The 24,659-nt window shown below is 68.0% G+C and carries 23 protein-coding genes and 1 pseudogene; 14 read left to right on the top strand and 10 right to left on the bottom strand.

The window, feature by feature from the left end:
• Positions 1–21 precede the first annotated feature (21 nt).
• From QZ546_RS01100 to purH, 4 genes are all read left to right on the top strand, one after another.
• A complete protein-coding gene (locus QZ546_RS01100; protein ID WP_294233720.1) occupies positions 22–1,263 on the top strand; it encodes a transcription antitermination factor NusB in 1,242 nt (413 codons plus the stop codon).
• A gap of 33 nt (positions 1,264–1,296) precedes the next feature.
• On the top strand, positions 1,297–1,953 hold the full coding sequence (rpe, locus tag QZ546_RS01095; RefSeq protein WP_294233311.1) for a ribulose-phosphate 3-epimerase: 657 nt from the start codon (positions 1,297–1,299) through the stop codon (positions 1,951–1,953).
• Positions 1,954–1,970: 17 nt separating this feature from the next.
• Positions 1,971–3,713 carry a heparinase II/III family protein gene (locus QZ546_RS01090; protein WP_294233715.1) on the top strand — a complete coding sequence of 581 codons (1,743 nt, stop codon included), beginning with the start codon at positions 1,971–1,973 and terminating at the stop codon, positions 3,711–3,713.
• 262 nt (positions 3,714–3,975) lie between these two features.
• Positions 3,976–5,595, top strand: a complete 1,620-nt coding sequence (purH, locus tag QZ546_RS01085) for a bifunctional phosphoribosylaminoimidazolecarboxamide formyltransferase/IMP cyclohydrolase (RefSeq protein ID WP_294233310.1) — start codon at positions 3,976–3,978, stop codon at positions 5,593–5,595.
• Positions 5,596–5,647: 52 nt separating this feature from the next.
• On the opposite strand, the gene QZ546_RS01080 is transcribed toward purH, so the two are convergent.
• Positions 5,648–6,517: a 3-hydroxyacyl-CoA dehydrogenase NAD-binding domain-containing protein gene (locus QZ546_RS01080; protein WP_294233307.1), complete on the bottom strand. Its 870-nt coding sequence runs from the start codon at positions 6,515–6,517 to the stop codon at positions 5,648–5,650.
• Positions 6,518–6,607: 90 nt separating this feature from the next.
• Here QZ546_RS01080 and QZ546_RS01075 point away from each other — a divergent pair, with 90 nt between their 5' ends.
• Positions 6,608–7,636: a DUF1176 domain-containing protein gene (locus QZ546_RS01075; protein ID WP_294233305.1), complete on the top strand. Its 1,029-nt coding sequence runs from the start codon at positions 6,608–6,610 to the stop codon at positions 7,634–7,636.
• A 20-nt stretch (positions 7,637–7,656) separates the two neighbouring features.
• Positions 7,657–8,277, top strand: coding sequence for a YbhB/YbcL family Raf kinase inhibitor-like protein (locus QZ546_RS01070; protein WP_294233302.1), 621 nt, complete (start codon positions 7,657–7,659; stop codon positions 8,275–8,277).
• 357 nt (positions 8,278–8,634) lie between these two features.
• On the opposite strand, the gene QZ546_RS01065 is transcribed toward QZ546_RS01070, so the two are convergent.
• Positions 8,635–9,702 carry a diguanylate cyclase gene (locus tag QZ546_RS01065; RefSeq protein ID WP_294233299.1) on the bottom strand — a complete coding sequence of 356 codons (1,068 nt, stop codon included), beginning with the start codon at positions 9,700–9,702 and terminating at the stop codon, positions 8,635–8,637.
• Between the two features lie 22 nt (positions 9,703–9,724).
• The gene (locus QZ546_RS01060; protein WP_294233297.1) at positions 9,725–10,261 is read right to left on the bottom strand and encodes a peroxiredoxin; all 537 of its coding nucleotides are present in this window, start codon (positions 10,259–10,261) and stop codon (positions 9,725–9,727) included.
• Between the two features lie 94 nt (positions 10,262–10,355).
• Between QZ546_RS01060 and QZ546_RS01055 the strand changes: the two genes are divergently transcribed.
• On the top strand, positions 10,356–11,177 hold the full coding sequence (locus tag QZ546_RS01055; RefSeq protein ID WP_294233294.1) for an inositol monophosphatase family protein: 822 nt from the start codon (positions 10,356–10,358) through the stop codon (positions 11,175–11,177).
• 509 nt (positions 11,178–11,686) lie between these two features.
• On the opposite strand, the pseudogene QZ546_RS01050 reads toward QZ546_RS01055, so the two are convergent.
• Positions 11,687–13,803 (bottom strand): annotated as a pseudogene (locus QZ546_RS01050) (AsmA family protein).
• A gap of 166 nt (positions 13,804–13,969) precedes the next feature.
• Here QZ546_RS01050 and rpmI point away from each other — a divergent pair.
• Positions 13,970–14,173 carry a 50S ribosomal protein L35 gene (gene rpmI, locus QZ546_RS01045; RefSeq protein WP_007406658.1) on the top strand — a complete coding sequence of 68 codons (204 nt, stop codon included), beginning with the start codon at positions 13,970–13,972 and terminating at the stop codon, positions 14,171–14,173.
• A gap of 21 nt (positions 14,174–14,194) precedes the next feature.
• A complete protein-coding gene (gene rplT / locus QZ546_RS01040; protein WP_042488147.1) occupies positions 14,195–14,560 on the top strand; it encodes a 50S ribosomal protein L20 in 366 nt (121 codons plus the stop codon).
• 220 nt (positions 14,561–14,780) lie between these two features.
• On the opposite strand, the gene QZ546_RS01035 is transcribed toward rplT, so the two are convergent.
• The 4 genes from QZ546_RS01035 to QZ546_RS01020 form a co-directional block, all read right to left on the bottom strand.
• Positions 14,781–16,922 (bottom strand): TonB-dependent siderophore receptor, encoded by a 2,142-nt coding sequence (locus tag QZ546_RS01035; protein WP_294233291.1) that lies wholly within the window; start codon positions 16,920–16,922, stop codon positions 14,781–14,783.
• A gap of 90 nt (positions 16,923–17,012) precedes the next feature.
• Positions 17,013–17,465 carry a nuclear transport factor 2 family protein gene (locus QZ546_RS01030; protein WP_294233288.1) on the bottom strand — a complete coding sequence of 151 codons (453 nt, stop codon included), beginning with the start codon at positions 17,463–17,465 and terminating at the stop codon, positions 17,013–17,015.
• A 25-nt stretch (positions 17,466–17,490) separates the two neighbouring features.
• Positions 17,491–18,123, bottom strand: coding sequence for a hypothetical protein (locus QZ546_RS01025; protein ID WP_294233286.1), 633 nt, complete (start codon positions 18,121–18,123; stop codon positions 17,491–17,493).
• Positions 18,120–18,419, bottom strand: a complete 300-nt coding sequence (locus QZ546_RS01020) for a PadR family transcriptional regulator (RefSeq protein WP_294233284.1) — start codon at positions 18,417–18,419, stop codon at positions 18,120–18,122. Before QZ546_RS01020 ends, QZ546_RS01025 begins: the two co-directional genes overlap by 4 nt.
• Positions 18,420–18,513: 94 nt before the next feature.
• Here QZ546_RS01020 and QZ546_RS01015 point away from each other — a divergent pair, with 94 nt between their 5' ends.
• Together QZ546_RS01015 and QZ546_RS01010 are read left to right on the top strand one after the other, a co-directional pair.
• The gene (locus tag QZ546_RS01015; protein WP_294233281.1) at positions 18,514–19,347 is read left to right on the top strand and encodes a hypothetical protein; all 834 of its coding nucleotides are present in this window, start codon (positions 18,514–18,516) and stop codon (positions 19,345–19,347) included.
• 94 nt (positions 19,348–19,441) lie between these two features.
• The gene (locus tag QZ546_RS01010) at positions 19,442–19,846 is read left to right on the top strand and encodes a DUF1489 domain-containing protein (protein WP_294233278.1); all 405 of its coding nucleotides are present in this window, start codon (positions 19,442–19,444) and stop codon (positions 19,844–19,846) included.
• Between the two features lie 140 nt (positions 19,847–19,986).
• Here QZ546_RS01010 and QZ546_RS01005 read toward each other — a convergent pair whose 3' ends face one another.
• On the bottom strand, positions 19,987–20,601 hold the full coding sequence (locus tag QZ546_RS01005; protein ID WP_294233274.1) for an ankyrin repeat domain-containing protein: 615 nt from the start codon (positions 20,599–20,601) through the stop codon (positions 19,987–19,989).
• 81 nt (positions 20,602–20,682) lie between these two features.
• Between QZ546_RS01005 and QZ546_RS01000 the strand changes: the two genes are divergently transcribed.
• The 3 genes from QZ546_RS01000 to QZ546_RS00990 are packed head-to-tail and all read left to right on the top strand — an operon-like array spanning position 20,683 to position 22,378.
• Positions 20,683–21,285 (top strand): SCO family protein, encoded by a 603-nt coding sequence (locus QZ546_RS01000; RefSeq protein ID WP_294233271.1) that lies wholly within the window; start codon positions 20,683–20,685, stop codon positions 21,283–21,285.
• Positions 21,285–21,713 (top strand): YcgN family cysteine cluster protein, encoded by a 429-nt coding sequence (locus QZ546_RS00995; RefSeq protein ID WP_294233268.1) that lies wholly within the window; start codon positions 21,285–21,287, stop codon positions 21,711–21,713. Before QZ546_RS01000 ends, QZ546_RS00995 begins: the two co-directional genes overlap by 1 nt.
• Positions 21,710–22,378: a M48 family metallopeptidase gene (locus QZ546_RS00990; RefSeq protein ID WP_294233265.1), complete on the top strand. Its 669-nt coding sequence runs from the start codon at positions 21,710–21,712 to the stop codon at positions 22,376–22,378. The genes QZ546_RS00995 and QZ546_RS00990 overlap by 4 nt, the downstream gene beginning before the upstream one ends.
• Here the strand turns inward: QZ546_RS00990 and QZ546_RS00985 are convergent.
• Entirely contained in the window at positions 22,354–24,546 is a 2,193-nt protein-coding gene (locus tag QZ546_RS00985) for a transglycosylase domain-containing protein (protein ID WP_294233262.1), read from the bottom strand. The two genes, QZ546_RS00990 and QZ546_RS00985, sit on opposite strands and share 25 nt — an antisense overlap.
• Between the last annotated feature and the right edge of the window lie 113 nt (positions 24,547–24,659).

The following is a 24,659-nucleotide window of genomic DNA, read 5'->3' as shown; positions in this document are numbered from 1 at the left end:
CAGCAGCGCCCCACCGAGCCGCTGGGCACCGCCGCGCGCCGCGCCGCCATCCGCCTGCTCGACGCGGTGCTGCGCCGGGGCGAGCCGCTGGAGGCCGCGCTGGCGTCGGCCACCCGGTCGCTGCCGGGCGGTCCCGATCGCGGCTTGGCCCATGCCATCGCGGCGGAGACTTTGCGCCGCCTGCCCGATCTCGACGCACTGATCGACTCGGCGACGAAGCAGCGGCTGCCCGACGATGCCAAGGCGCGCTTTGCCCTTCGGATCGCGCTCGTCCAGGTGCTGGCGCTGGGTACGCCGCCGCATGCGGCCATTTCCACCGTCTTGCCGCTGGTCGATGGCGGCCCGCGCAAGCTGGTCCACGGCGTGTTCAGCACCATCACCAAGAGCGGCGTGCTGCTCCCCGAAATCCCCGCTTTGCCCGATGCGACCGAAGCGCGCTGGGAAGAAAATTGGGGCGAGGAGATGGTCGAGGCCGCCGCCCATGCCATCGCCGCGCCGCCGCCGCTCGACCTGACGCTGGCCGATCCGTCCGCGACCGACGAATGGGCGGAAAAGCTGGGCGGGGTCAGCCTGCTGCCCGGCCATGTCCGCCTGCCGTCTGGCCATTCGGTGATGGAGTTGCAGGGCTTCGACGAAGGCGCCTGGTGGGTGCAGGACCTCGCCGCCTCGATCCCTGCGCGCCTGCTGGGCGAGGGCAAGGGCCATGTGCTCGACCTGTGCGCCGCGCCGGGGGGCAAGACGTTGCAGCTCGCCGCCGCCGGTTGGACCGTCACCGCGATCGACCAGTCCGAGACGCGGCTCGCCCGCCTGACCGAGAATCTGGAGCGCACCAACCAGTCGGCGGACGTCGTCACCGCCGACCTGCGCGAATGGAGCCCGAAGGCGCCGGTCGACGCGATCCTAGTCGATGCGCCATGCAGCGCCAGCGGCATCTTCCGCCGCCACCCGGACGTCCTCTACCGCGTCCGCCCCGCGATCATCGCCGAGATGGCGGAATTGCAGCGCGTGATCCTGGCTCGCGCCGCCGACTGGCTGAAGCCTGGCGGGACCCTGGTCTATGCCACCTGCTCGCTGGAGCCAGAGGAGGGCGAGCGCCAGATCGCGGCGTTCCTGGACCAGCGCCCCGATTATGCGCTGTCGCCGATCACCGGCGAATGGCCGGGGATCACGGAGGAGGGCACGATCCGCACCCTGCCGACGATGCTCGCAAAGGAAGGGCGGCTCGACGGGTTCTTCATCGCGCGGCTGCAACGCAAAGGCTGACTTGGGCGCGATATGACGTTAAGGACGCAGGCCATGCTCCCCGTCCGTATCGCACCCTCCATCCTGTCCGCCGATTTCGCCAAATTGGGTGAGGAAGTCCGTGCCATCGACGCCGCGGGCGCCGACTGGATCCATATCGACGTGATGGACGGGCATTTCGTGCCCAACATCACCATCGGTCCGGCGGTGGTGAAGGCGCTGCGCCCGCACACCGCCAAGCCGTTCGACGTGCATCTGATGATCTCGCCGATCGACGCCTATCTGGACGCCTTTGCCGAGGCGGGGGCGGACACCATCACCGTCCACCCGGAGGCGGGGCCGCACATCCACCGCACGATCCAGCATATCAAGGGGCTGGGCAAGCGCGCCGGCGTGGTCCTGAACCCCGCCACGCCCGCCAAGATGCTGGATTACCTGATCGACATGGTCGACCTGGTCCTGGTGATGAGCGTCAACCCCGGTTTTGGCGGGCAGAGCTTCATCGAGAGCCAGCTCAAGAAGATCGCGGCGATCCGCAAGATGATCGACCATAGCGGTCGCGCGATCGACCTGGAGGTCGATGGCGGCGTCGATGCCACCCATGCCAAGCGCTGTATCGAGGCGGGTGCCGATGCGCTGGTCGCGGGGACGGCCGCGTTCCGGGGTGGCCCAACGCATTACGCCGCCAATATCGCCGCCCTGCGCGGTTGAGCGGGCGGTTGACCGACATGCGCGACCGGATCGGGGCCGAAGAGGCCCGTATCGCCGCCGACAGTATCGAAGAGGGCAAGCGCCTCGTCCGTGTCCAGACCGGTGGCCTGTCGCTCGCCGACCGGCTCAGCGAGCATCTCCACCGGCTGACCTGGCGCACGCCGCTGCATTCGCTGCGGCTGAAGGGGCGGCATCCCATCAAGCTGATGGCGGTGCCCGAGGACCCGATCCTGGGCGATATCGAGCGCGGCCATGCGCTGCTCGGCGGGGTGCTCGACTGGCGCGGCGAGGAGCGGGGCGTCGAGTCGATCGACTTCGCCCGGCCCGACTGGTCGACCGGCTTTGCCGACCATCTGCACAGTTTCGCCTGGCTGCGCGACCTGTCGACCGTCGCGACCCGGCAACAGGGCGCGCCGATCGCCGAATATCTGATGGGCCGCTGGCTCGACGCCTTTGCCGAGACGGTGGATGCGACGGCGTGGCGCGCCGACCTGTGGGGGCGGCGCATCCTGTTCTGGACCGCGCACGCGCCGCTGATCCTGTCGTCCAACGACCTAGTCTATCGTTCGCGCGTGCTCAACACGATGGCGCGCGGCGCGCGCCATCTGGATCGTGGCGCGGACAAGGCCCCGCCGGGCGTCGCGCGGATCGCGGCATGGTGCGGGGTGATCGCGGCCGGGCTCTTGCTGGCGGGGGGCGATCCGCGACAGGCGTTCGGCGAGGCTGGGCTGGCGCGGGCGCTCGATACCGGACTCTTCGCCGATGGCGGTGTCATCGCGCGCAGTCCGGCGGTGCAGCTCGACGCGGTCATGCTGCTGACCATGATGCGCGAGGTGTATGACGCACGCGGGCTGGTCTTCCCGGAGCCGTTCCAGGCACGGTTGCAGAAGATGATCTCCGCGCTGCTCGGCGTCATGCATGGCGATCGCGCGCTGTCGAGCTGGCAGGGCTCCGGCCCCGAGACGCCCGAGCGGATCGCCGCCGTGATCGAGGCATCGGGCGTGCGCACCCGGCCGCTTCGCCAGGCGGGCGACTGGGGCTATCAGCGGCTGGCGGCCGGACATGCGGTGTTGGTCATGGACGCCGCGCCGCCGCCGATCGCCCGCGCGATCGAGGGTGGCTGCGCTTCGACCCTGGCCTTCGAATTTTCGGACGGCGCGCAGCGGATCGTCGTCAATTGCGGCGGCGCGCGCGCGACCGTGGCGCAGGTGCCCGCCAGCCTCGCGCACGGCCTGCGCACCACGGCGGCGCATTCGACGCTGACGCTGGGCGACAGCAACTCCACCGCCATCCATGCCGATGGCACGCTGGGGCGCGGCGTGGCCGAGGTGGAGCTGAGCCGCCAGGAATCGGACGCCGCCAGCCGGATCGAGGCGAGCCATGACGGCTATGTCCGCCGTTATGGCTTCACCCATCGCCGCCAGCTGCTGCTGACCGGCGACGGGCGCGAGCTGCGCGGCGAGGATGCGCTGCTGCCCGAGGGGCGCAAGCGGCAGGCGGGCAGCACCGCCTTCGCGCTGCGCTTCCACCTGGGCGACGGGGTCGAGGCGATGGTGACGGCCGAGAGCGGCCAGGCGATCCTGCGCCTCGACGACGGCGCGCTCTGGCAGTTCCGCTGTCGCGGCGGCGTGCTGGCGATCGAGGAATCGCTGTGGATCGACGGCACCGGACGGCCGGTGGCGACCCAGCAGCTGGTCGTGACCGGCGAAACCCCGGCTGGCGGCGCGCATGTCAGCTGGGCGTTCAAGCGGGCGCTTTAAGGGGGATCGTTCGCGCGGAGGCGCGAATAATCGAATTCCTCCCCTGCAAGGGGAGGTGGCAGGCCGTAGGCCTGACGGAGGGGTGTCCCCTTTTGTGAGGAAACCCCTCCCTCGCCGCCGGTGACACCCCTCCACCAGCTTCGCTGGTCCCCCTCCCCTTGCAGGGGAGGAATCACGCTTCCCCGAATCACATTTTGCGCTTCGGCGAATCGGAGTCTATCGGGGCCGCAAACTCCCCTCAGCATGTAGGATCCGCTGCCCGATGGCCGTTTCGCTCCCCTCCGCTCCTTCCGTCGACCAGGTGCCGGTCCGCCGCGCGCTGTTGTCGGTGTCCGACAAGACCGGCGTCATCGACCTGGCCCGTGCGCTGGCCGGGCGCGGGGTCGATCTGGTCTCGACCGGGGGCACCGCCAAGGCGATCCGCGATGCCGGCCTGCCGGTCCGCGACATCTCCGAAGTCACCAACTTCCCCGAGATGATGGACGGCCGGGTCAAGACGCTGCACCCGATGGTGCATGGCGGCCTGCTCGCGGTGCGCGACGACCCCGCCCATGCCGCCGCGATGACCGAGCATGGCATCGGCGCGATCGACCTGGTGGTCGTCAACCTCTACCCCTTCCAGCAGACCGTCGCGAAGGGCGCCGAGCGGCCCGAGATCATCGAGAATATCGACATCGGCGGCCCGTCCATGGTCCGCTCGGCCGCCAAGAACCACGGCTATGTGTCGATCCTGACCGACCCGGCCGACTATGCCGACTTCCTGGCCGAGCTGGCCGCGAATGACGGCGCCTCGACGCTGAAGACCCGCCAGCGCCTGGCCGCCAAGGCCTTTGCCGCGACCGCCGCCTATGACTCGGCGATCGCCCAGTGGTTCGCCTTTGCCGACCAGGGCGAGGCCTTCCCGGCCACCCTGCCGCTGGCCTTCACCAAGCACCCCGAGACGCTGCGTTACGGCGAGAACCCGCATCAGGTCGCTGCGCTCTATCTGCCGCAGCGGGGCGGGCAGGGCATCGCCCAGGCCGAGCAGCTGCAGGGCAAGGCGCTGAGCTACAACAACCTCAACGACGCCGATGCCGCGCTGGAACTGGTCAGCGAATTCATCGACGGCCCGCCCACGGTCGTCATCGTCAAGCACGCCAACCCCTGCGGCGTGGCGAGCGGCGAGACGCTGCTGGAGGCCTATCAGGCGGCGTTCGCCTGCGACACGGTGTCGGCGTTCGGCGGCATCATCGCCTGCAACCGTCCGCTCGATGCCGAGACGGCGGAAGCGATCTCCGGCATCTTCACCGAGGTGGTGGTGGCGCCCGACGCCAGCGCAGAGGCACGCGCGATCTTCGCCAAGAAGAAGAACCTGCGCCTGCTGCTGTCGGGCGAGCTGCCCAATCCGGCACGCGCGGGGCTGATGATGAAGTCGATCGCGGGCGGCCTGCTGGTCCAGAGCCGCGACAATGGTCGCCTGACCGACGACATGCTGAAGGTGGTGACCAAGCGCGCGCCGACGGAGCAGGAGCTGGCCGATTGCCGCTTCGCCTGGACCGTCGCCAAGCATGTGAAGTCGAACGCGATCGTCTATGCCAAGGGCGGATCGACCGCCGGTGTGGGCGCGGGCCAGATGAACCGTCTGGAATCCGCCCGCATCGCCGCGTGGAAGGCCAAGGACGCCGCCGACAAGGCGGGCTGGGCGGAACCCCGCACCATCGGGTCGGCGGTCGCCTCGGACGCCTTCTTCCCCTTCGCCGACGGCCTGCTGGCGGCGGTCGAGGCGGGCGCCACGGCGGTGATCCAGCCCGGCGGCTCGATCCGCGACGACGAGGTCATTGCGGCGGCGGACGAAGCGGGCCTGGCGATGGTGTTCACGGGCATGCGCCACTTCCGCCATTGATCCCATGCTCCACCGTCCCGGCACAGGTCGGGACGGTGGGGAAGGGCGATCCTTACCGCGTGGGCACGGGCTCCGCGCCGCTATAGTCGTAGAAGCCGCGCTTGGTCTTGCGGCCATACCAGCCCGCCTCGACATATTTGATCAGCAGCGGGGCGGGGCGGAATTTCGGGTCGCCGGTGCCCTCGAACAGCACGCGGGTGATCTCCAGGCAGGTGTCCAGCCCGATGAAATCGGCCAGCGTCAGCGGCCCCATCGGGTGGTTGAGGCCCAGCTGGCACGCCGCGTCGATATCGGGGATCGTCGCCACGCCCTCGCCCAACGCGAAGATCGCCTCGTTGATCATCGGCATCAGCACGCGGTTGACGATGAAGCCCGGCGCGTCATTGGCATGGACCACGCGCTTGCCCAGTTCCTGGGCAAAGCGCTCGACTCTGGCGACCGTCTCGTCCGAGGTGGCGAGGCCGCGGATCAGTTCGATTAGCCCCATGACCGGCACGGGGTTGAAGAAGTGCACGCCGACGAAGCGGCCCGCATCGGGTGCGGCCTGGGCCAGCCGGGTGATCGGGATGGACGAGGTGTTGGTCGCCAGGATCGCGGTATCGGACATCGCCTGGCCGACCTCTGCGAAGATCGCGCGCTTGATGCTCTCGCGCTCGGTCGCCGCCTCGATCACCAGCTCGCACCCGGCCATGGCGGACAGGCTGCCGACCGGCTCGATCCGTGCCAGCAGGGCGTCGGCGTCTTCGCGCGTCGTCTTTTCCTTGGTCACCAGCCGGTCGAGCGCTTTGGCGATTCCCGCCTTGCCCGCCTCGGCGCGTTCGACCGAGACATCGGCGAGCTTGACGACATGGCCCGCCGCCGCCGACACTTGCGCAATGCCCGCACCCATCTGACCGGCACCGATCACGCCCACTGACTTCATCGCCACTCTCCTTGTTCTTCGGAACCTGGTCCGTTGGACCCGGCCCTATCCGTTTCGGAACGCCACTGCCAGCAAAGGGGTTGATCCGCCATGATCCGTACCGCCGTTTTTGCAGCCCTTGTCGGTGCCGCCTTGCCTGCGGCCGCCGCCGCGCCGGACACGCCTGTGCCGGCCAAGTCGAAGCTGTTCCGCGACTGGATCGTGGCTTGCGACAATGGCGGCGCGTGCGAGGCGGCGTCGCTGTCGCCCGAGGAAGGCGCGTTGCAGGATGCCGGGCTGCTCGTCCGCCGCGCCGCAGACGGCACGCTCGCGGTGAAGATCGCGGACATGACCGGCAAGGCGCAGCGCGCGACCGTGCGGATCGACGGCCGTGCGGTCGCCACCGCCGCCCTGCCGCATCAGGCCGAGGCCTGGGTCCGCGGCGCGCCCGCCGAGGCGCTGGTCGCGGCCATGGCCCGCGGGCACCGGGCGGCGATCCTGACGCCCGAGGCAAAGCCGGTGTCGCTGAACGGTGCGGCGGCGGCCTTTCGCTATATGGACGAACGCCAGCGGCGGGCGGGATCGCGCAGCGCGCTCGTCGCCAAAGGGAGCGCCCGCTATCGGCGTGCGGCGCCGGTACTACCCGTGGTGCGGATCCTGACGCCGCCGCCGGGGGCCGCGCCTGCCATCCCCTCTGCCGCACTCAACGATATGCGGCGACGGCTGGACTGCCTGAACAGCTTGGGCAGCCCGGTCAGCGCCGAGGCTTACCGGCTGGACCGGCGATCGACCCTGGTCCTGCTCTCCTGCGGTGCGGGGGCCTATAATTATCTGGTCAAGCCGCTGATCTGGCGTGACGGGCGGTTGAGTCCGGCGCGGTTCGACTATGCCATCCCCTTTGCCGACGGTCCCGAACCCGGTGGAGCGGTGACGCTGGTCAACAGCGAATGGTCACAGGACGGTCGCCTGTCGAGCTGGGGCAAGGGGCGGGGTCTGGGCGACTGCGGCGATCGCCAGAGCTTCGGCTGGGACGGCGAGCGGTTCAGGCTGCTGGAGGCGGCGAGCATGACCGAATGTCGCGGGGCGATCGACACGCTGCCCGTCTGGCGGACCCGCGTCGCGGCAAGCCCGGCGCGATAGGACAACAGAGGAGCGGGCCTATGCTGGAACATCTGCCGGGTTGGTTGGGCAAGGCGCTGAGCGGCTGGCGCGCCGGGGTCGAGGCGATCGCGGTCGTGCGGCCCGATCTGGCGCCCCCCGCCGCGATGCGGCTGGACAGCCCCGCCTTTGGCGATATGGGGCGCTTGCCCGAACGCTTCACCGCCGATGGTATGGGGGTGTCGCCGCCGCTCGTCTGGGGCGATCCGCCCGAGGGGACGGCGATGCTGGCGCTGATCGTCGAGGATGCCGACGCGCCCAGGCCGCAGCCGCTGGTCCATGCGATCCTGTGGAACCTGCCGCCCCGCGCGGGCGATCTGGCCGAAGGGGCTATCGTCGCCGATGGCGCGGGCACGCCGGAGGGTGGCGATGTGGGGCGCAATTCCTATTTCGGCGAAGGCTGGCTGCCGCCCGATCCGCCGCGCGGGCATGGCGAACATCGTTATGTGTTCCAGCTTTTCGCGCTGGACGCGGCCGTCGATATCGGCGGGCAGACGCCGGGACGCAGCGCGATGGTCGAGGCGATGGCGGGGCATGTGCTCGCCGCCGGGGTGCTGACCGGCACCTATTCGCGGGACGAGGAAGCGCCCATCGGCCCGGTCGGTGCCGTGGCGGCGGCCTGATCGCCGTCCGCCGCTCGGCCGGGCTTCAGGATCGGACGGCCCGGCCGGGTCGGAGGTTGAAGGGATTCACGCTCAGGCGACCGGGAAGATCGGCGCGGCGGTGGTGATGGCGACGCTGGCGAAGACGAGCGCGCCGACGAGCGAGACGAGGATCTGGCGGGTCTGGAACGAAGCGAACATGGCAAAACTCCCTGGGTGATCGGCCCGCCAATCATTTGGTGGGCTATGCCAGGAGCGTTGCAGGTCGCATGCCAGTTTTATAAGTAGCTGAAAAACGGTAGTATTATTTTCGCCATAACAAAAAATGGTGAAATCCGCCATATCTCGCTCGGATTTTACGCCATCGGATGGCGTAGATCAGCTGTCCGCAAAAGCGCGATCGCGGCCTTCATTCTTTGCGCGGTAGAGAAGCGCATCGGCGCGCGCGAAGAGCGATTCCTGCGTATCGTCGGGACGAAAGGCGGTGATCCCGGCCGAGAAGGTGATCTCGCCGATCGGCTCGCCCGTCTCGCGCACCCGCATCCGCCGGTCGCGCACCGCGTCGCGGGCCCGCTCGATCAGCGCGGTGGCCTCTTCGGTGGACAGGCCGGTCATCAGCAGCGCGAATTCCTCGCCGCCATGGCGACAGACCAAATGGCCTTTGCCCTCTTCGGCTAGGATATTGCCGATCGACAGCAGCACGCGGTCGCCGACCGCATGGCCCAGTTCGTCGTTGATCCGCTTGAACGCGTCGATGTCGCACAGCGCCAGGTGACAGGGATGCGCGGCCTGGAAACACTGGCCCAGCGCCTCGTTGAAGGCCAGGCGATTGGCCAGGCCGGTCAGCGGATCGCGCCGCGCCGTCGCACGCGCCTCGGCCAGCTTTTCGCGCAGCGATTCCGCCTCGGCGGTCGCTTCGTCCAGGCGGTGCTCGGCGGCATGGACCCGCTCCAGCATCTCGCCGGTCAGCCGGGCGAGCGCGGCCAGCCCGATCGGCTCGCCGCGTGAGATTTCCGCGGCATTGCGCGCCAGGTTGGCGCCGAATTCCGAGGTGTCGGCCTGGATCGCGCGAAGGGCCGCAGCGAAGGCCTCCACATGGCTCTGGGTCTGTTCGGCCAGCGCATCCGTCTGTGCCTCGGGCGGCGGGGCCAAGCTGCGCGGCGCGGCGGGCCGGGCGGGCGCGGCAGGCGCCGGGGAGGGGCGTGACGAGGTCGTCGGACCGCCCAGGCGAACGATGTCGTCGCGATGCAGCCGGACGCCGCCGTCGATCAGCGAGGCGACCGCACGGGCCAGTGGCCCCTTCGGCTCCGTCAGGATCGTATAGACAAAGGCATAATGCGCCGGATCGGGCGCCAGCCGGTGATCGTCCAGAAAACGACCGATCTGATCATAAAGCCGATCGGATACCGTTGCAGCCCCCCGCACGGTCTCGTCCGTCCGCTTCATCGTCATTCCCCCGTCGATTCGATCAGCGACGGGTGTTCAGGTCGCGCACCGCAGCCAGCGTGGTGGCGACATGCTCGGCGGGGTTCATATCGTCATGCACGAAGACGACACGACCGTTCCGGCCGATGACATAGCTGGTGCGCGAGGTGATGTCGCGCCCCTCGATCTGGCGGCCCAGCGCGACGTCGTAATCCTTGACGATGGCGGGACCGGCGCTCGCGACCGGGAACTTGCCCGCGCATTCGGCCTTGGAAAAGGCGGCCAGCTTGTCGACCGGATCGGCCGACATGCCGATCACCCGGGCCCCGGCCGCCTTGAACGCGTCGATCTTCTCGGCAAAGGCGCGCGCCTCGGCGCTGCATCCGCTGGTGAAGGCGGCGGGGAAGAAATAGAGGACGACCGGGCCGTGGCGCAGCTGTTCCTTCAGGTGCAGCGTAAAGACCTTGCCCGCCACCGCGCCGCGCGTCGTAAAGTCCGGGGCAGTCGCGCCGGGTCGCAGCGCCGCCACGGCCGGAACCGCCGCGGCCATCGCAAGGAATACGCCCAACACTGCTCTCATCGCCGGTTTCCTTATAGCAAGATAATTAACGCCTATCTGGTCGTGATGATGGCGTCCATTGCTGATCGCGCCAACCTATCCTATCCGGGTCAATATGTCCGTACATGCCGACGATATTGCCCTGGCGCTCCGGCTGGCCGACGCCGCCGGTGCCGCCATCCGTCCCTATTTCCGCCGCGAGATGGGGCTGGAGATCAAGGAGGACCGTTCGCCGGTGACGCTGGCCGATCGCGAGGCCGAGTCGGCGATGCGCCGCATCCTGGAGGCGGAGCGCTCCGGCGACGGCATCCATGGCGAGGAATATGGCGTAAAGCCGGGCGTGACCGGCCGCCAATGGGTGCTCGACCCGATCGACGGTACGCGCAGCTTCACCGTCGGGCGGCCGATCTTCGGCACGCTGATCGCGCTGGTCGACAATGGCTGGCCGGTGCTGGGCATCATCGACCAGCCGGTCGCGGGCGAGCGCTGGCTGGGCGTCGCCGGGCGCCCGACCCTGTTCAACGGCCAGCCGGCGCGCACCCGGTCGTGCCGCGAGCTGGACGGCGCGACGATCGCGACGACCAGCCCGCATCTGTTCGACGATGACGACGTGCCGCACTTCATGGCGCTGGTCGCGGCGGTCAGCGGCAACAGCCCGCGCCAGGGGCCGGTCTATGGCGGCGACTGCTATAATTACGGCCTGCTGGCGAGCGGCCATATCGACATCGTGTGCGAGTCCGGCCTGAAGCTCCACGACTTCGCCGCTTTGGTCCCGGTGGTCGAGGGGGCGGGCGGGCGCATGTGCGACTGGAACGGCGATCCGCTGACGGCGGACAGCGCAGGCCATGTGCTGGCGATCGGCGACCCGGCGCGTGCGGACGAGGTGCTGGAGGCGCTGCGGAATGTGCCGCATGGGCATGGCCATCACGATCATTGATCGCAAATGACAGGGTGGGGCGCATGAACGCCTCACTAACCTGATTGCAGTCCTTCATGCGCATTGGCATCCTGCACACATGAGCAAGATGGATCGGTTGTGGGCGAGATATTGGGGCATTCGCTATGATCGAAAGGTCGGCCACCGTATGCCCATCCTGTGGCATCTCGCTCTTCGCGGCGACACCAACGCTATGGTCGAATTGAGCAACGAAATGACCAACTTTGGGAGGTTCGCGGATCGGTTCAGTTTGAGCGGTCTCGCGTACGCTGCGTACCGTAGGGGCAATCCTCTAGGTGCGCAGAACCTGGCGATGCATGCATTCAATCGAAACGATCTTCGCGGTTATCGGCATTGGCTCAACAAGGCTTGGCGAGCGGGAGATCGAGAGGCTGGTCGAGAGCTTCGGCGTTTCGAGCTGCGCCTGCCTCATACGAACGCGGCATTGATTCGTCGTAAGCGCCCGCACAGGCGGTCGGACTGGTTATGAAAATACGAGAAATTCGGGATTAAAAAATTCCCAGAAACTTCTTCCGCTGCGCCTTCGCCTCGCCCGGATTGCCGCGCCCGTCCTCGGCCTTGGCGGTCGTCCCGCGCCCGACATCGTCGCGCTTGTCGCCTTTGACCGTCCGCTGGGCACTCGCCCGCGCCCCCGCCAGCACCGGGCCGCAGGCGGCGGCCTTCGCGTCGCCGACATCGACGAACGCCAGCACCCCCGCCAGCGGCGTCGCCACCACCGCCAGCCCCAGGCCAGCCCCGGCGCGCGCCAGCAGGTCGCCGCTGATCGGGTCGATCCCCGGCTTGGCGAAGGTCCCCGTGATGCCAACCGGCGACTGGCCGGAGAACAGGCTGAAGGTCTTGGCATCGGCGCGCACCGCCATGTCTACGCCCTCGTTGCGGAAGCTGAAGCCGCCGCGCCCGGTCACGACATTCTTCGACGTGTCGATCAGGACCGGGTCCGCCGCCCCCACGCCGCCGCGCACGGTGAAGGCGATCAGGCCGCAATTGATCCGCACCGGCTCCTTCAGTTCCTTCTCGAACATCTTCTGGACGAAGGTGCCGATGTCGAGCTCGGCCAGCTGCGCATTCTTGGTCCAGAGCGAGCCCGCAGGCAGGATGAAGGCCATGCGCCCGTTCGACGTCGCCAGCGAGTCGTGGATCGTGTCGCCGCGCCCGGTCAGCTGGACGCGGCCCTTGACCGTGCCGGTCGTCCCCGCCTCCGCCACGCCCCAGCCCGCCAGCAACCGGCCGAGCGGGGTCGGCGACAGGCGGATGTCGTAGCGGACAAGGCTGGGTCGCTGGCGCGTGTCGAACAACAGGTCGGACGATACGTTACCCCGCGCCATCGCGAAGTTCAGCGGCGACAGGGTCAGCTTGCCATGATCGAGTGCCAGCGTAAGCGCGACGTTGGAGATCGGCACCCGGCGCGAGCGTACCGTGCGGATCGTCCATTTCAGGTCGGCATCGAACCGCTGCATCGTCGCCACCGGCAGCGCCGCATCGGGCAGCAACCGCTGCGGCCCGACTCCGGTCGCGGCGGCGGCGGCCATCGCGCCCTTGGTCGCGACGATATCGGGGTTGTAGCCGAAAAGGGCGCGGCATCGACGATGTCGAGCTTGTCGGTCGTCAGCGTCGAATCGAGGTGCAGCCGCGCGCCATGCGTGACGGTCAGCGTGCCCGCCAGGTCGCTGTCGCCGAATGTCCCCTTCATCCGTGTGAAGCGATAGACGTCGCCGTCCTTCACCAACTGGGCATGGAGGTCATAGGTGCGGGTGCGCGGGATGACGACGCCGATCACGTCGAGCAGCGTCGACAGGTCCTTGCCCCGCGCGCGCGTCCGCAACGGCACATTTTCGATATCGGCGATCGAGGGCAGGGTGCCGCTCACATCCACGACATTGCCCGCCGCGCGCATCCGGGCGAGAAGTTCGTTCTTGCCGCGATTGGCGGTGGCGTCGGGCGACAGCAGCTGGGCGTTGACGACGAAGGGCGTGCTCCGGATCACGCCCTTGCCGCGCACGCCGACCGCGCGGCCGATGCGGGCGTCCTGCGACCGGAAATCCGCCAGCGCCAGATCGGCCGTCACCTGCATCCGGGGATCGCGGTAGCGGATCGTGGTGCCGTTCACCACGGCGACGTCGATGCGCGGGAACTCCAGGCGCTTGCCACCCTTCTTCTCGCTGAAGGTCCAGGTGTTGGCGCTATGGTCGGGCGTCCATTCCAGGTCGACCGCGCCGCCCGTCAACTCCAGCCAGGTGAAGCGCCGTCTGCCGAACAGCAGCGACAGTGGTGCGATGCGCGAATCGATTCGGTCGGCGGTGAACAAATTGGGTCGCGTCGCCCAGCCGGGATTGGAGATGGCGATCCTTTCGGCGACGAACTTGATCCGCCACGGCGCGAAGTAGAGCTGAAAATCGCCGCCCACGGTAACGGTCCGGCGGGTCAGCTTGCCCGTGATCGACTCGAAGGGGTGGCGCAGGAACCGGCCCTTGGTGACGAACAGCACCAGCCAGATCGCGGCGATGACGGTCAGCAGGCCGATGGCGATGCGAATCGCCCACCGTCGCCACCCGGCACGGGCAGCGTTCACGTTCGCGGGACTGTCGGCCGCCGGCGCCTGATCCATGGAACCCTCAAGCGCCCGAGTGGAGCGGCGGTTCCCTGATACCTGTCGGTTGCATTCCGCCTCCGCTTCGTCTATGCGGCCCGCTTCCCGAGCGAGGTGTCACGAACGGCCCGGCCATCAGGGCTGCCGCGGCCGTTTCTGCCTTGCTCAAAGCGAAAGGAAAAAAATGCCCAAGCTCAAGACCAAGAGCGGCGTCAAGAAGCGCTTCAAGCTCACCGCGACCGGCAAGCTCAAGCACGGCGTCGCCGGCAAGCGCCACCGCCTGATCAGCCATAACGGCAAGTATATCCGCCAGAACCGCGGCACCTCGGTCCTGTCCGATGCCGACACCAAGACCGTGAAGGCCTGGGCGCCTTACGGCCTGAACTGATTTCTGGAAGGATAGAGAGATATGGCACGCGTCAAGCGGGGCACGACCACCAAGGCGAAGCATAAGCGGATTTTGGATCAGGCGAAGGGCTATTATGGCCGTCGCAAGAACACCATCCGCATCGCACGCCAGGCCGTCGAAAAGGCCGGTCAGTATGCGTATCGCGACCGCAAGGTTAAGAAGCGGACCTTCCGTGGTCTGTGGATCCAGCGCATCAACGCGGGTGTCCGGGCCGAGGGCCTGACCTATTCGCAGTTCATGCACGGCCTGAAGCTGGCGGGCGTCGAACTGGACCGGAAGGTCCTGGCCGACATCGCCATGCACGAGGGCGAGGCCTTCAAGGCGATCGTCGCGCAGGCGAAGGCCGCTCTGCCGCAGGCCGCGTAATTCGCGACTGACGGACTAGCGCCGGAAATCAGAAAAGGGCGTCGGTGGGGTTCCACCGGCGCCCTTTTTATTTGTGCCTATCCCTCCCCTGCAAGGGGAGGTGGCAGGCCGCAGGCCTGACGGAGGGGGCGTGCCGCAAAGGACGTCCCTTGCGGCCATCCCCCTCCACCACCGCTTCGCGGCGGTCCCCCTCCCCTTGCAGGGGAGGAATGGCCGTGCCTCAATACCGGACCGTGATCGTTCCCAGGATCGAGCGCGGCGCACCGTAATAGCCGCCGTCGAAGGTCAGCGCGGTCAGATACTTGGCATTGGTCAGGTTGCGCAGATTCGCCGACAGCGCGATGCGGCGGGTGATGTCGTACTTCGCCATCAGGTCGACCAGCGCATAGCCGTCCTGCCGCACCGAACGGGTCTGGGTATAGATCACGCTCTGATACTGGGCCGATGCGCCGACCTTCAGTGCGGGCAGGGCGGGTGGCGAATAGACGATGTTCAGACGCCCGGTGTTGCGCGGCACGAACAGGCGGGCAGGGTCGCCCTTCTGATCCTCGATCCGCATCAGCGTATAGCCGCCGGTGACCTGCACCCCCTCGGCCAGCCGTCCGCCGACCTCCAGCTCGATCCCCTCCGACTTGGCGTTCACCCCGCGCGAGACGAAGCGGCCATTGACGAAGCCGATGCTCTCGGCAGTGTTGTTCTGGTGGACGCGGAAGATCGCCGCGCTGGCGTTCAGCCGCCCGCCGAACCAGTCGCCCTTGATCCCCGCTTCGATATTCTTGCCGCTGACGGGGGCGAGGATGCGGCCGTCCTCGCCGATCGCGTCCTGCGGATTGAAGATCGTCGTATAGCTGGCATAGGCGCTGAGCGACGGGCTCAGGTCATAGGTGACGCCGGCAAAGGGCGAGAAGCGCGTATTGTCGTAATTGGTGTCGACGCCGTAGGAAAAGCCGATGCTGCGCGCATGGGTGACATTGCCGCCCAGCATCAGCTTCAACGGATCGGCCAGGCTGAGCCGGACCAGGCCATAGGCGGTCTCGCGCCGGGTCTGGGTATTCTGGCTCGACGCGTAATCGGTCGAGAAGGTGGTCGGGAAATTGACCTTGGGGAAGGTCCCCTGGAACAGGTCGGGGAAGGGCAGGGTCAGGCCGACCTGTGAATAATCGTAGGACGATCCCTGCTTGTAATCCTGCGCGCTGCGATTGACGCCGAACATCAGCTGATGCTCGCGCCCGAACAGCGTGAAGGGGCCCGTCGCATAGGCCTCCATGGTCAGGTTGCGCGTCTGCGCGCGGAAGGCGCCCGGATAGCTCTTGATCCCCAGGAACTGGCCGGGATTGGCGGGATCGGGGGCGATGCCATTGGCGGCGCCGCGCACCGGATTGCCATAGACGTAGAACAGCGCGTCCGCCTCGCTGGTCGCGCGACGCACCGCGCTGATCCGCGCGACCCAGTCCCCGGCGAAGTGATGCGTCAGGTCGCCGAAGATCTGCCGGTCGATCACGTTCCAGCCCGCCCATTCGGGCGCGACATTGGTCGATCGCGGCATGTCGATGCGGGTGCCGTCGGTATAGGTCAGCGGCAACGCGCCCCACATCGCGCCGTGGCTCTGATGATCCTGATGCCCGTAACCGCCGCTGAGCACGGTATCGGGGCCCAGATCCGCCTCGACCACGCCGTAGCCGGTCCAGCGCCGCAAGCTGTAGCGATCGAGATAGCTGTCGGCGTCCGACAACGCACCGACGACGCGTGCGCGAACATGACCGTCCTTGGTCAAGGGCGTGCTGACATCCGCGTCCAGGCGCAGACTGTTGAACGAGCCATATTGGACGCTGGCGGTCGCCTGCAGGTCCTTGGTCGGGCGCTTGCGGACGAAGTTGATGACGGCGGACGGGTTGCCGGTCGGCGACAACAGGCCGGGCGCGCCGCGCACCACCTCGATATGGTCATAGATGGCGGTGTCGATCGACCCGGTCTGGATGCCGAAGGCGAAGGGGACGCCGATGCCGTCGATCTGGAAGGTCTGGATGTCGAAGCCGCGCGCCGAATAATAGACGCGGTCCGTCTCGTTCGCCTGCACGTTGATGCCGGGCACCGTCGTCAGCAACTGGTTGACGTCGTTCAGCTGGAAGTCGGTGATCTGCTGGCGGGTGACGATGCTGACCGACTGCGGCGTCTCGCGCAGGGTGAGCGGGATGCGCGTCGCGGTCGTCTGGCCGTCGATCGTATAGTCGTCCTTGCCCTCGGTCCGCTGGCCGGTGACGATGATGTCGTCGCGCGAATTTTGCGGGTCGGCGGCCACAGGCGTGGGCGCAGCAGCGGTGATGGCGGCCGCATTGGCCACCAGCGTCATCAATATCGTCATATACGCGACTCCCTATGAGCCGCTCCTATGGGTGAGCCTCTGTTATTGCAAGTCAGTATCGAAATCAAAGCCCGGATGGCCGACCGAGCCCTAGGGCGCGGGAGGCAGCGCTATGGGGGTGTATTGCACCGACACCAGCTGCCATCCGGCCTTCCCATGATGGGTGACATACAGCACGCGCACCGCGCGTCGCTGGTTCGTACCCGGCAGGGTCAGCGACAGGCGGGCGGATACCAGGGCGGTATCGCCGAGCGATCGTACCGTCATGTCGTCGCGTTCGAACGGCGGCGCGGCCTGTTTCCGGTCGGGGGCGTAAAAGCCCAGCACCCTGTCGCGCGAATCGACCTCGCCGCGCGGCGAGATCTCGACGAAATCGGGGGCCAGCGTCGATGCGAGCGCGGCGGGGGCGAAGTCGCGCCGCGCGGCTTCGAACCGCTCGATCAGGGCCAGCGGGCTCGTGGGCGGCTTCGTCTGCGCGGCGGCGGAAAGCGGCAGGATGGCGGCGGCCAGGCACACCCATCCCGTCCAAAGGCGATGGTTCATGAAAATCTTCCCTGTTGGTCGCGATTTAGGGGACGGCAGGCGAAGCGGACCGCGCCTGCCACGCGGCGAGAATCGGAACGGCCAGCATTTCGGCGGCGAGTGCGACGCCCTGCAGCATCATGCCCCAGGTCGTGGGGTGGATAGCGGCGATACAGGCCAGGAGCCCGGCGACGACCAGCGCCGCGGCGATCATCCCCCGGCGCGCACGGTGCCAGTCGCTGGCGGCGATCCGCCACGCGATCAGGATATGAAGGCCGCCCAGCAGCACCAGGCCGAGCAGGATCGGCGGCGACCAGGTGCGATAGGCGATGGCGATCACGCGCTGGCCCGCATCGCCGGCCTCCAGCGCCGCCAGATAGGGATCGCGGTCCAGCACCCAGCACCGCAGGCCGTGCATCGCGCAGCCCAGATGAAATAGCGCCATCGGCAACAGCACCACGACCGCCACTGCATGGCGGACAAGGAGATGCCACCCGGCGGACGATCCCGTCAGCCGCTGGAGCGCGACCGTGGTGCAGCCCCATGCGAAGCGCAGGCCATGCCCGTCCCGCCCGGCGTGCTCGAACTCCAGCGCCATGGCCTGAGCCCAGCGACGGTCGTGATCGCGCATCAAGGCCAGCGCGACCGCCATGACCATCCGGGCGGCCGGGCGGGTCACGCCCCGATGATCCGCAGGTCGCTCTGCACCGGGATGGCCTGTTCGCGGATATAGGCGACCCCGGCCGCGGTCAGGCGATAGGCGTGGCGCGGCGGGCGACCGGGCTGCTCGGGCTCGCGCCATTCCGCCTCGATCAGGCCGCGCTCGGTCATCCGCATCAGCAGCGGATAGAGTGTGCCCGACTGAAGCCCGGTCTGCTTCATCAGCTCATAGCCATGCCACCATTGCCCGCCCCGCTCGGCCAGCGCTTCCAACAGGGCCAGCAATTGCTTCGACGGGCGGCGGGATCGTGTCATGCTGATAACGTCACATATGTAGAATTATGTGTCAACGGCTGCGACGTCTGTCGGTCTGCCATGCCGTATTGCTGCCGATATTATGGGCGATCCCATGCCGGTCGACAGGATGGAGGATGCCATGTGGGGTCTGATCGGGGCGTTGATGCTGGGCGCCGTCCCACAGGGCGCGACCCCGCCTCCCGTCCTTGCCGAGCCCTGCGCCATGCCCGCCGATTTCCGGCCGCCCGCCACCCATGTCTATCGGCTGAAGGGTGGCGGGACGCTGGTGTTCGTCGCGGTTCTGCATGGCGACAATGGCCCGACGCGGGTGATGCTCCAGGAGGATTTTGCCCGCTACAAACCCGGCGACGTGCTGGTCGAGGGCTTTTCGTCGACCCGCGGCATGGACCCGGCCTATCGCCAACGGATGCTGGGCTATGCCGAGCGGCGGACCGCCGCCGGCCGCCCCGACGAGGTGACGACCGCGATCACGCTGGCGGCGGCGGCAGGGACGGCCGTGTCCGGCTGGGACCTGACGACGGCGGAGGATTATGCGGCGAGCGTTCGCCATGGCTTTGCGATCGAGGACGTGCTCGGCGCGCATCTCCTGCGCCTTCGGATCAACCCTTTTGCCGAAGCGAACGGGACGATCGTCGACGCCGAACGGCGGGAAGCGACCATGGTCACCCCGGTCGAGCGCTTCGATTATGCCGACTGGTATCGCCGCCATTATGGCACCGATTTTGTCGCGGCGAACGGCACGCCCTGCGGCACGGGCATCGGCGCCGACATCGTCCGGTTCGAGACCGCCGAGCGCAATCACCGGCTCGTCACGGTCCTGCAAGCGCATGTCGGACCGGGCAAGATCGTCCTGATCGAGGCGGGCGCCAATCACTGGCTGGCGCTGAAGCCCTGGCTCCGGTCGATATCGGACAGCGCGACGTAAAATGCCCGGTTGTTGGATCTGGCCAGCATCGCTTCCACGGCGACGGATCCGACTCTAGCGATCCGGCCCCTTCGCCCCCACATGCCCCTGCGACATGGCGCTTCATCTGACCAAGGTCGCGTTCGGGGCGGCCAGTATCGATCATCTGGCGGAACGGTTGAAGATCCGAGCGCAGGACGGGCCGGTCTTCCTGACCACGCGCTATCTGCCCAAGCGGCATGAGGAAGTGGCGGGGCAGGGCTCGCTATTCTGGATCCTGAAGCACCAGCTGGTCGCACGCTCGCCGATCCTGTCTTTCGGCGAGGCCGAGGGCGGGCGCTGTGCGATCCATATCGACCCCGAACTGGTGCTGGTCCAGGCGCTGCCACGCCGCGCGCATCAGGGCTGGCGCTATCTGGAGGCGGCGGACGCCCCGCCGGACCTGAGCGGGGCGGCGACGGGCATCGAAGGGATGCCGCCGGTGCTGGTCGGCAAGCTGGTGGAACTGGGGCTGATCTAGGCCAAATTCATTCCTCCCCTGCAAGGGGAGTGGTAGGGCGCAGCCCTGACGGAGGGGGGGGGCGCCCTATCGAGAGCGTGTCACCCCTCCACCATGCTTCGCATGGTCCCCCTCCCCTTGCAGGGGAGGAATAGGGATCGTCAGAATTTCGGCCCCGCCACGGCGGCGCGGGTCTTTTTGGGCGTTTCGACGAACAGCTTGGCGATGGCGATGTTGCGTGCGTCCTGCTGGGCATAGTCGCGCGCGCTGAGCCCTGCGACATTGTCGGGCTGGTCGGGATCGGCGCCGGCGGCCAGCAGGTCGCGGACCATGGCGATATCGTGGCGCTGCACCGCGCGGATCAGCGGGGTCTCGCCGCTGGCATTGCCGATATTGGGATTGGCCTTGGCCGCGGTCAGGATGCGGATCATGTCGGTCTGGCCGCCCGACACCGCCAGCAGCAGCGGGGTATTGCCGCGCCCGTCGCGCAGGTTGGGATCGGCGCCCTTTTGCAGCAGGAAGCGCAAGTACGTCTCGTCGCCGCGCTTGATGACGATGTGCAGCGCGCCCTCGCCGCTGGTCACGTCGCGGGTATTGATGATGCTGGCGCCCGGCTTGTCCAGCATGTTGGTCACCTCATTGCCCTTGGCGTCGCGCACCGCCTGAAGGAATTTGTAGCTTTCGGACTGCATCATCTGGGCCGAAGCCGGGGTGGCGACGGCACCAGTCAGCGCGGAGGCCAGAAGGGCTGCGGCGAACAGGGGGCGAAAGGGCATGAACGGCATTCCTGAATGGGGGCCAGAATGAAGGACCATGGCTTGCAACGGGCGATTTATCACAGCAAGGCTGTCGGCGTCATGACCCGATTATTCCCGTCCTTGCTGGCGCCCCTGGCCCTTGCGGCATCGCTGGGCCTGTCCGGTTGCGGACCCGCCCAGCCGGATGCGCAGGCCCCGCTGGCGGGCGCGAAGATCGGCGGCCCGTTCCAGCTGACCGATGCGAAGGGCCGGACAGTGACGGACCGCGATTTCGCCGGGCGCTACCGCGTGGTCTATTTCGGCTACACCTTCTGCCCCGATGTCTGCCCCACCGACATGCAGGCGATCGCGGCGGGCCTGAAGCTGCTCGACAAAAGTGCGCCCGCCAAGGCCGCGAAGATCGTGCCCCTCTTCATCACCGTCGACCCCGAACGCGACACGGCCGAGGTGGTCGGCCGCTTCGCCGCCGCCTTCGATCCCCGCGTCGTCGGCCTGACGGGCACGCCCGCGCAGATCGGCGCGGTCAAAAAGGCCTATGCCATCTGGTCGGCCAAGGGCGAGCCGGCGCCGGGCGGCGGTTACCTGGTGAACCATAGTCGCCAGGTCTATCTGATGAATCCGCAAGGCAAGCCGCTGGCGCTGGTGCCCGCCGATGAGGGGCCCGAGGCGGTCGCCAAGACGCTGGACCAGTGGGTTCGCTGATGGAGCGTTTCTGGGAAAAGCCGATCGAGAGCCTGGACCGCGCGCAGTGGGAGGCGCTGTGCGACGGTTGCGGCAAATGCTGCATCCACAAGCTGGAGGATGAGGAGACGGGCGAGCTGGTCGCGACCAATGTCGCCTGCCGCCTGCTCGACCGGCGGAGCGGGCAATGCTCCAACTATCGCCATCGCCGCGCCTATGTCTCCGAATGCGTGCGGCTGACCATGGGCAATGTCCGGTCGATCGACTGGCTGCCCACCACCTGCGCCTATCGCCTGCGCGCCGCGAACGAGCCGCTGCCCGACTGGCATTACCTCGTCTGCGGCGACCGCGAGGCCGTCCACCGCGCCGGGCAATCGGTGCGCGGCTGGACGATCAGCGAGGATGATGCGGGCGATTTCGAAAACCATATCGTGGACCGAGAATTGTGATCGACGAAGTCGTCCGCCACCCGACCGCCAAGACCATCCGCCTCAGCGTCGATCCCGCCACCGGCACCGCGCGCCTGGTCGTGCCCAAGCGCGCCGGGCTGAAAAAGGCGCTCGCCTGGGCCGAGGACAAGAAGGACTGGATCGACGCGCAGCGTGCGCGGCTGCCCCAGCCGCGGCCGTTCGTGCCGGGCTGCGAAATCCCATTCGGCGACGTCGCGCTACGGCTCGAATGGGTCGAGGGGCGCGCGCGGGTGATCCAGCGCGAGGGCGACCGGCTGATCGCCTCGGGCCCGCTGGAGACGGTGGGGCGCCGGGTCGAGGCCTGGCTGAAGCGCCAGGCGCTGGAGGTGCTGGCGCGCGAGACAGCGGAGGTCGCGCGGCTCGCGGGCGTCGCGGTGTCGAAGGTCAGCGTCGCCGATCCGAAGGCGCGCTGGGGCAGTTGCGCCTCGACGGGGGCGATCCGCTATAGCTGGCGGCTGATCCTGGCCCCCGATTACGTCCGCCGCGCGACGGTGGCGCATGAGGTCGCGCACCGGGTCCATATGAACCACGCCCCCGCCTTCCACACGCTCGTCGCCGAGCTGCTGGGCGAGGACCCGGCTCCTGCCACCGCCTGGTTGCGGCAGCATGGCGCGGGGCTTCACTGGTTCGGGCGGTCGTCCTGACGCTCGCGGACTGAGCCGCGCGGGGCGGCGCCGGTCCGCCCGTCACGCGGCGCGGCGCCATTGCCGCGCCCGGTCACGCGGTCGATCCAGGCCTGGTCCAGCCGCTGTTGCGGCGCGGGTGCCGGCGGTTGCTGGGGTGCAGGTGCACCCGGTTGCTGCTGGATGGGTGGCGGCGTACCGGGTTCGCGACGGGTCGGGATTTCCACCGTCTCGCTGCCGTCCTCCGGCGCGACCGCCGTGGGCGAGGGCAGCGGATTGCCATCGGCATCGACCGCGCTCACGCCATTGTCGGGCTCGCCGAAATAGCTCTCCTCATCCGGCTCCAGCTGCCATTCGGGCAGGGTGACCTGGGTTTCGAACTGCTCGATCGGGCGGTTGGCGACGGCGACCTTCATATAATCGGCAAAGGCCTTGGCGGGCGCGGTGCCGCCATGCAGCCCGGCGACCGGCTTGCCATTATCGCGGCCCATCCACACGCCGGTGGTGATCCCGCTGGAGAAGCCCAGGAACCAGCCGTCCTTCGAGCTGGTCGTCGTGCCCGTCTTGCCCGCGACCGGACGGCCGATCTGCGCGGCGCGGCCGGTGCCGGTGTTGACCGCGGTCTGCAGCAGGTCGGTCATCTCGGCGGCGATATAGGGGGCGACCAGCACCCGGCTGCGATCGACCTCATGGGTATAGATGGTCTGGCCGTTCGCCGTCACCTTGGTGATGCCATAGGGCGTGACCTTCACGCCCTTGTTGGCGACGCTGGCAAAGGCGCTGACCATGTCGATCACCCGCACCTCCGACGTGCCCAGCACCATCGAGGGATGGGTGTTGACCGGCGTCGTGATGCCGAAACGGCGCGCCATGTCGGCTACCGTCTGGAAACCTACTTCCTGGCCGAGCTTGGCCGCCACCGTATTCAGCGAATAGGCAAAGGCGGTGCGCAGGGACACATTGCCCGAATTGCGCCGCGAATCGTTGCGCGGGGACCAGCCGTCGATGGTGACGGGTTCGTCGACCACCTGGTCCTCGGGCTTATGGCCCGCCTCCAGCGCGGCGAGATAGACGAACAGCTTGAAGGCCGAACCCGGCTGGCGCACCGCCGTGGTCGCACGGTTATAGTTGGTCGAGACATAGTCGAGCCCGCCGACCATCGCGCGCACCGCCCCGTCGCGGTCCAGGCTGACCAGCGCGCCCTGCGTTCCCGGCGGGGCATCGGCGCGGACCGCCGAATCGGCCGCGCGCTGCATATTGAGGTCGAGCGTCGTCCACACGTCGAGCGGCGCGCTCTGCTCGTCGATCAGCGTGTCGAGCTGGGGCAGCGCCCAGTCGGTGAAATAGCGCACCGAATTCTGCTTGGGCTCGGGCGCCAGCTTCAGGGCTTGCGGATTGGCGTCGGCGGCCTGGGCGGCGGTGATGAAGCCGTTGCGCTCCATCTGCTGGATGACCACGCCCGCGCGGCCCACCGCCGCCTCGGCATCGGCGGTCGGCGAATAGTTGGAGGGCGCCTTGACCAGGCCGGCGATCACCGCCGCCTCGGACAGGCTCAGATGCTCGGCGCCATGGCCGAAGAATTTCCGGCTGGCCGCGTCGATGCCGTAGGCGCCGCCGCCATAATAGACCTTGTTCAGATACAACTCGAGGATCTGGTCCTTCGAGAATTTCAGCTCCATCGCCAGCGCCAGGATCGCCTCGCGGAACTTGCGACCGAACTTCTTCTGGTTGTTCAGGAAGATGGTACGCGTGATCTGCTGGGTGATGGTCGAGCCGCCCTGTTTCCAGCGACCCTTCTCCAGGCGCACCTCGACCGACCGGGCGATGCCGATCGGGTCGACGCCCGGATGCTCGCGGAACCGGCGATCCTCGACCGCGATCGTCGCGTCGCGCATGACGATCGGAATCCTGTCATAGGGCAGCCACTCGCCATAGCTCGGCCCGAGCGACACGATCACCGATCCGTCGGCGGCGTGGACGCGGATCATCTGGCCGTTGGGCGAGGATTTCAGCTCGTCGAAGCTGGGCAGCTGCGACTTGGCGACGAAGACCGCGATGGCCAGCGCGCCGACCGCCAGCACGGCCAGGCCGATCAGGATCTGCAGGGTTACGACGATCCGGCGCCGCCAGGGAGAGCGGGGCTTGGAAGAGCGGGGCCGGGAGGACCGGGAGGACGACGCGCGAGGCATGGGACGGCTCGCGAATTACAGGGCTTTGAACATGACCACAAGCGGCCGATGCCGCAGCGCCGCTGACCGCAGGATGAACCGCAGAATGCACCTATGTACGGCGCGGGCGAAGT

Source organism: uncultured Sphingomonas sp. (assembly GCF_913062585.1).
In the GTDB taxonomy this organism is placed as follows: domain Bacteria; phylum Pseudomonadota; class Alphaproteobacteria; order Sphingomonadales; family Sphingomonadaceae; genus Sphingomonas.
Note: the sequence above shows the minus strand (reverse complement) of the source record. Positions and strands in the feature narration are given on the sequence as shown.

Excerpts from the sequence above, each read along its gene's own strand:
- QZ546_RS01070 (WP_294233302.1), top strand. The coding sequence starts at position 7,657 with ATGCTGGAACATCTGCCGGGTTGGTTGGGCAAGGCGCTGAGCGGCTGG.
- purH (WP_294233310.1), top strand. The coding sequence starts at position 3,976 with ATGGCCGTTTCGCTCCCCTCCGCTCCTTCCGTCGACCAGGTGCCGGTC.
- QZ546_RS01000 (WP_294233271.1), top strand. The coding sequence starts at position 20,683 with ATGACCCGATTATTCCCGTCCTTGCTGGCGCCCCTGGCCCTTGCGGCA.
- QZ546_RS01060 (WP_294233297.1), bottom strand. The coding sequence starts at position 10,261 with ATGAGAGCAGTGTTGGGCGTATTCCTTGCGATGGCCGCGGCGGTTCCG.
- QZ546_RS01055 (WP_294233294.1), top strand. The coding sequence starts at position 10,356 with ATGTCCGTACATGCCGACGATATTGCCCTGGCGCTCCGGCTGGCCGAC.
- QZ546_RS01030 (WP_294233288.1), bottom strand. The coding sequence starts at position 17,465 with ATGAACCATCGCCTTTGGACGGGATGGGTGTGCCTGGCCGCCGCCATC.
- QZ546_RS01090 (WP_294233715.1), top strand. The coding sequence starts at position 1,971 with ATGCGCGACCGGATCGGGGCCGAAGAGGCCCGTATCGCCGCCGACAGT.
- QZ546_RS01015 (WP_294233281.1), top strand. The coding sequence starts at position 18,514 with ATGCCGGTCGACAGGATGGAGGATGCCATGTGGGGTCTGATCGGGGCG.
- QZ546_RS00985 (WP_294233262.1), bottom strand. The coding sequence starts at position 24,546 with ATGCCTCGCGCGTCGTCCTCCCGGTCCTCCCGGCCCCGCTCTTCCAAG.
- rplT (WP_042488147.1), top strand. The coding sequence starts at position 14,195 with ATGGCACGCGTCAAGCGGGGCACGACCACCAAGGCGAAGCATAAGCGG.
- QZ546_RS01065 (WP_294233299.1), bottom strand. The coding sequence starts at position 9,702 with ATGAAGCGGACGGACGAGACCGTGCGGGGGGCTGCAACGGTATCCGAT.
- QZ546_RS01075 (WP_294233305.1), top strand. The coding sequence starts at position 6,608 with ATGATCCGTACCGCCGTTTTTGCAGCCCTTGTCGGTGCCGCCTTGCCT.
- rpe (WP_294233311.1), top strand. The coding sequence starts at position 1,297 with ATGCTCCCCGTCCGTATCGCACCCTCCATCCTGTCCGCCGATTTCGCC.
- rpmI (WP_007406658.1), top strand. The coding sequence starts at position 13,970 with ATGCCCAAGCTCAAGACCAAGAGCGGCGTCAAGAAGCGCTTCAAGCTC.
- QZ546_RS00995 (WP_294233268.1), top strand. The coding sequence starts at position 21,285 with ATGGAGCGTTTCTGGGAAAAGCCGATCGAGAGCCTGGACCGCGCGCAG.
- QZ546_RS01080 (WP_294233307.1), bottom strand. The coding sequence starts at position 6,517 with ATGAAGTCAGTGGGCGTGATCGGTGCCGGTCAGATGGGTGCGGGCATT.
- QZ546_RS01005 (WP_294233274.1), bottom strand. The coding sequence starts at position 20,601 with ATGCCCTTTCGCCCCCTGTTCGCCGCAGCCCTTCTGGCCTCCGCGCTG.
- QZ546_RS01010 (WP_294233278.1), top strand. The coding sequence starts at position 19,442 with ATGGCGCTTCATCTGACCAAGGTCGCGTTCGGGGCGGCCAGTATCGAT.
- QZ546_RS01020 (WP_294233284.1), bottom strand. The coding sequence starts at position 18,419 with ATGACACGATCCCGCCGCCCGTCGAAGCAATTGCTGGCCCTGTTGGAA.
- QZ546_RS01035 (WP_294233291.1), bottom strand. The coding sequence starts at position 16,922 with ATGACGATATTGATGACGCTGGTGGCCAATGCGGCCGCCATCACCGCT.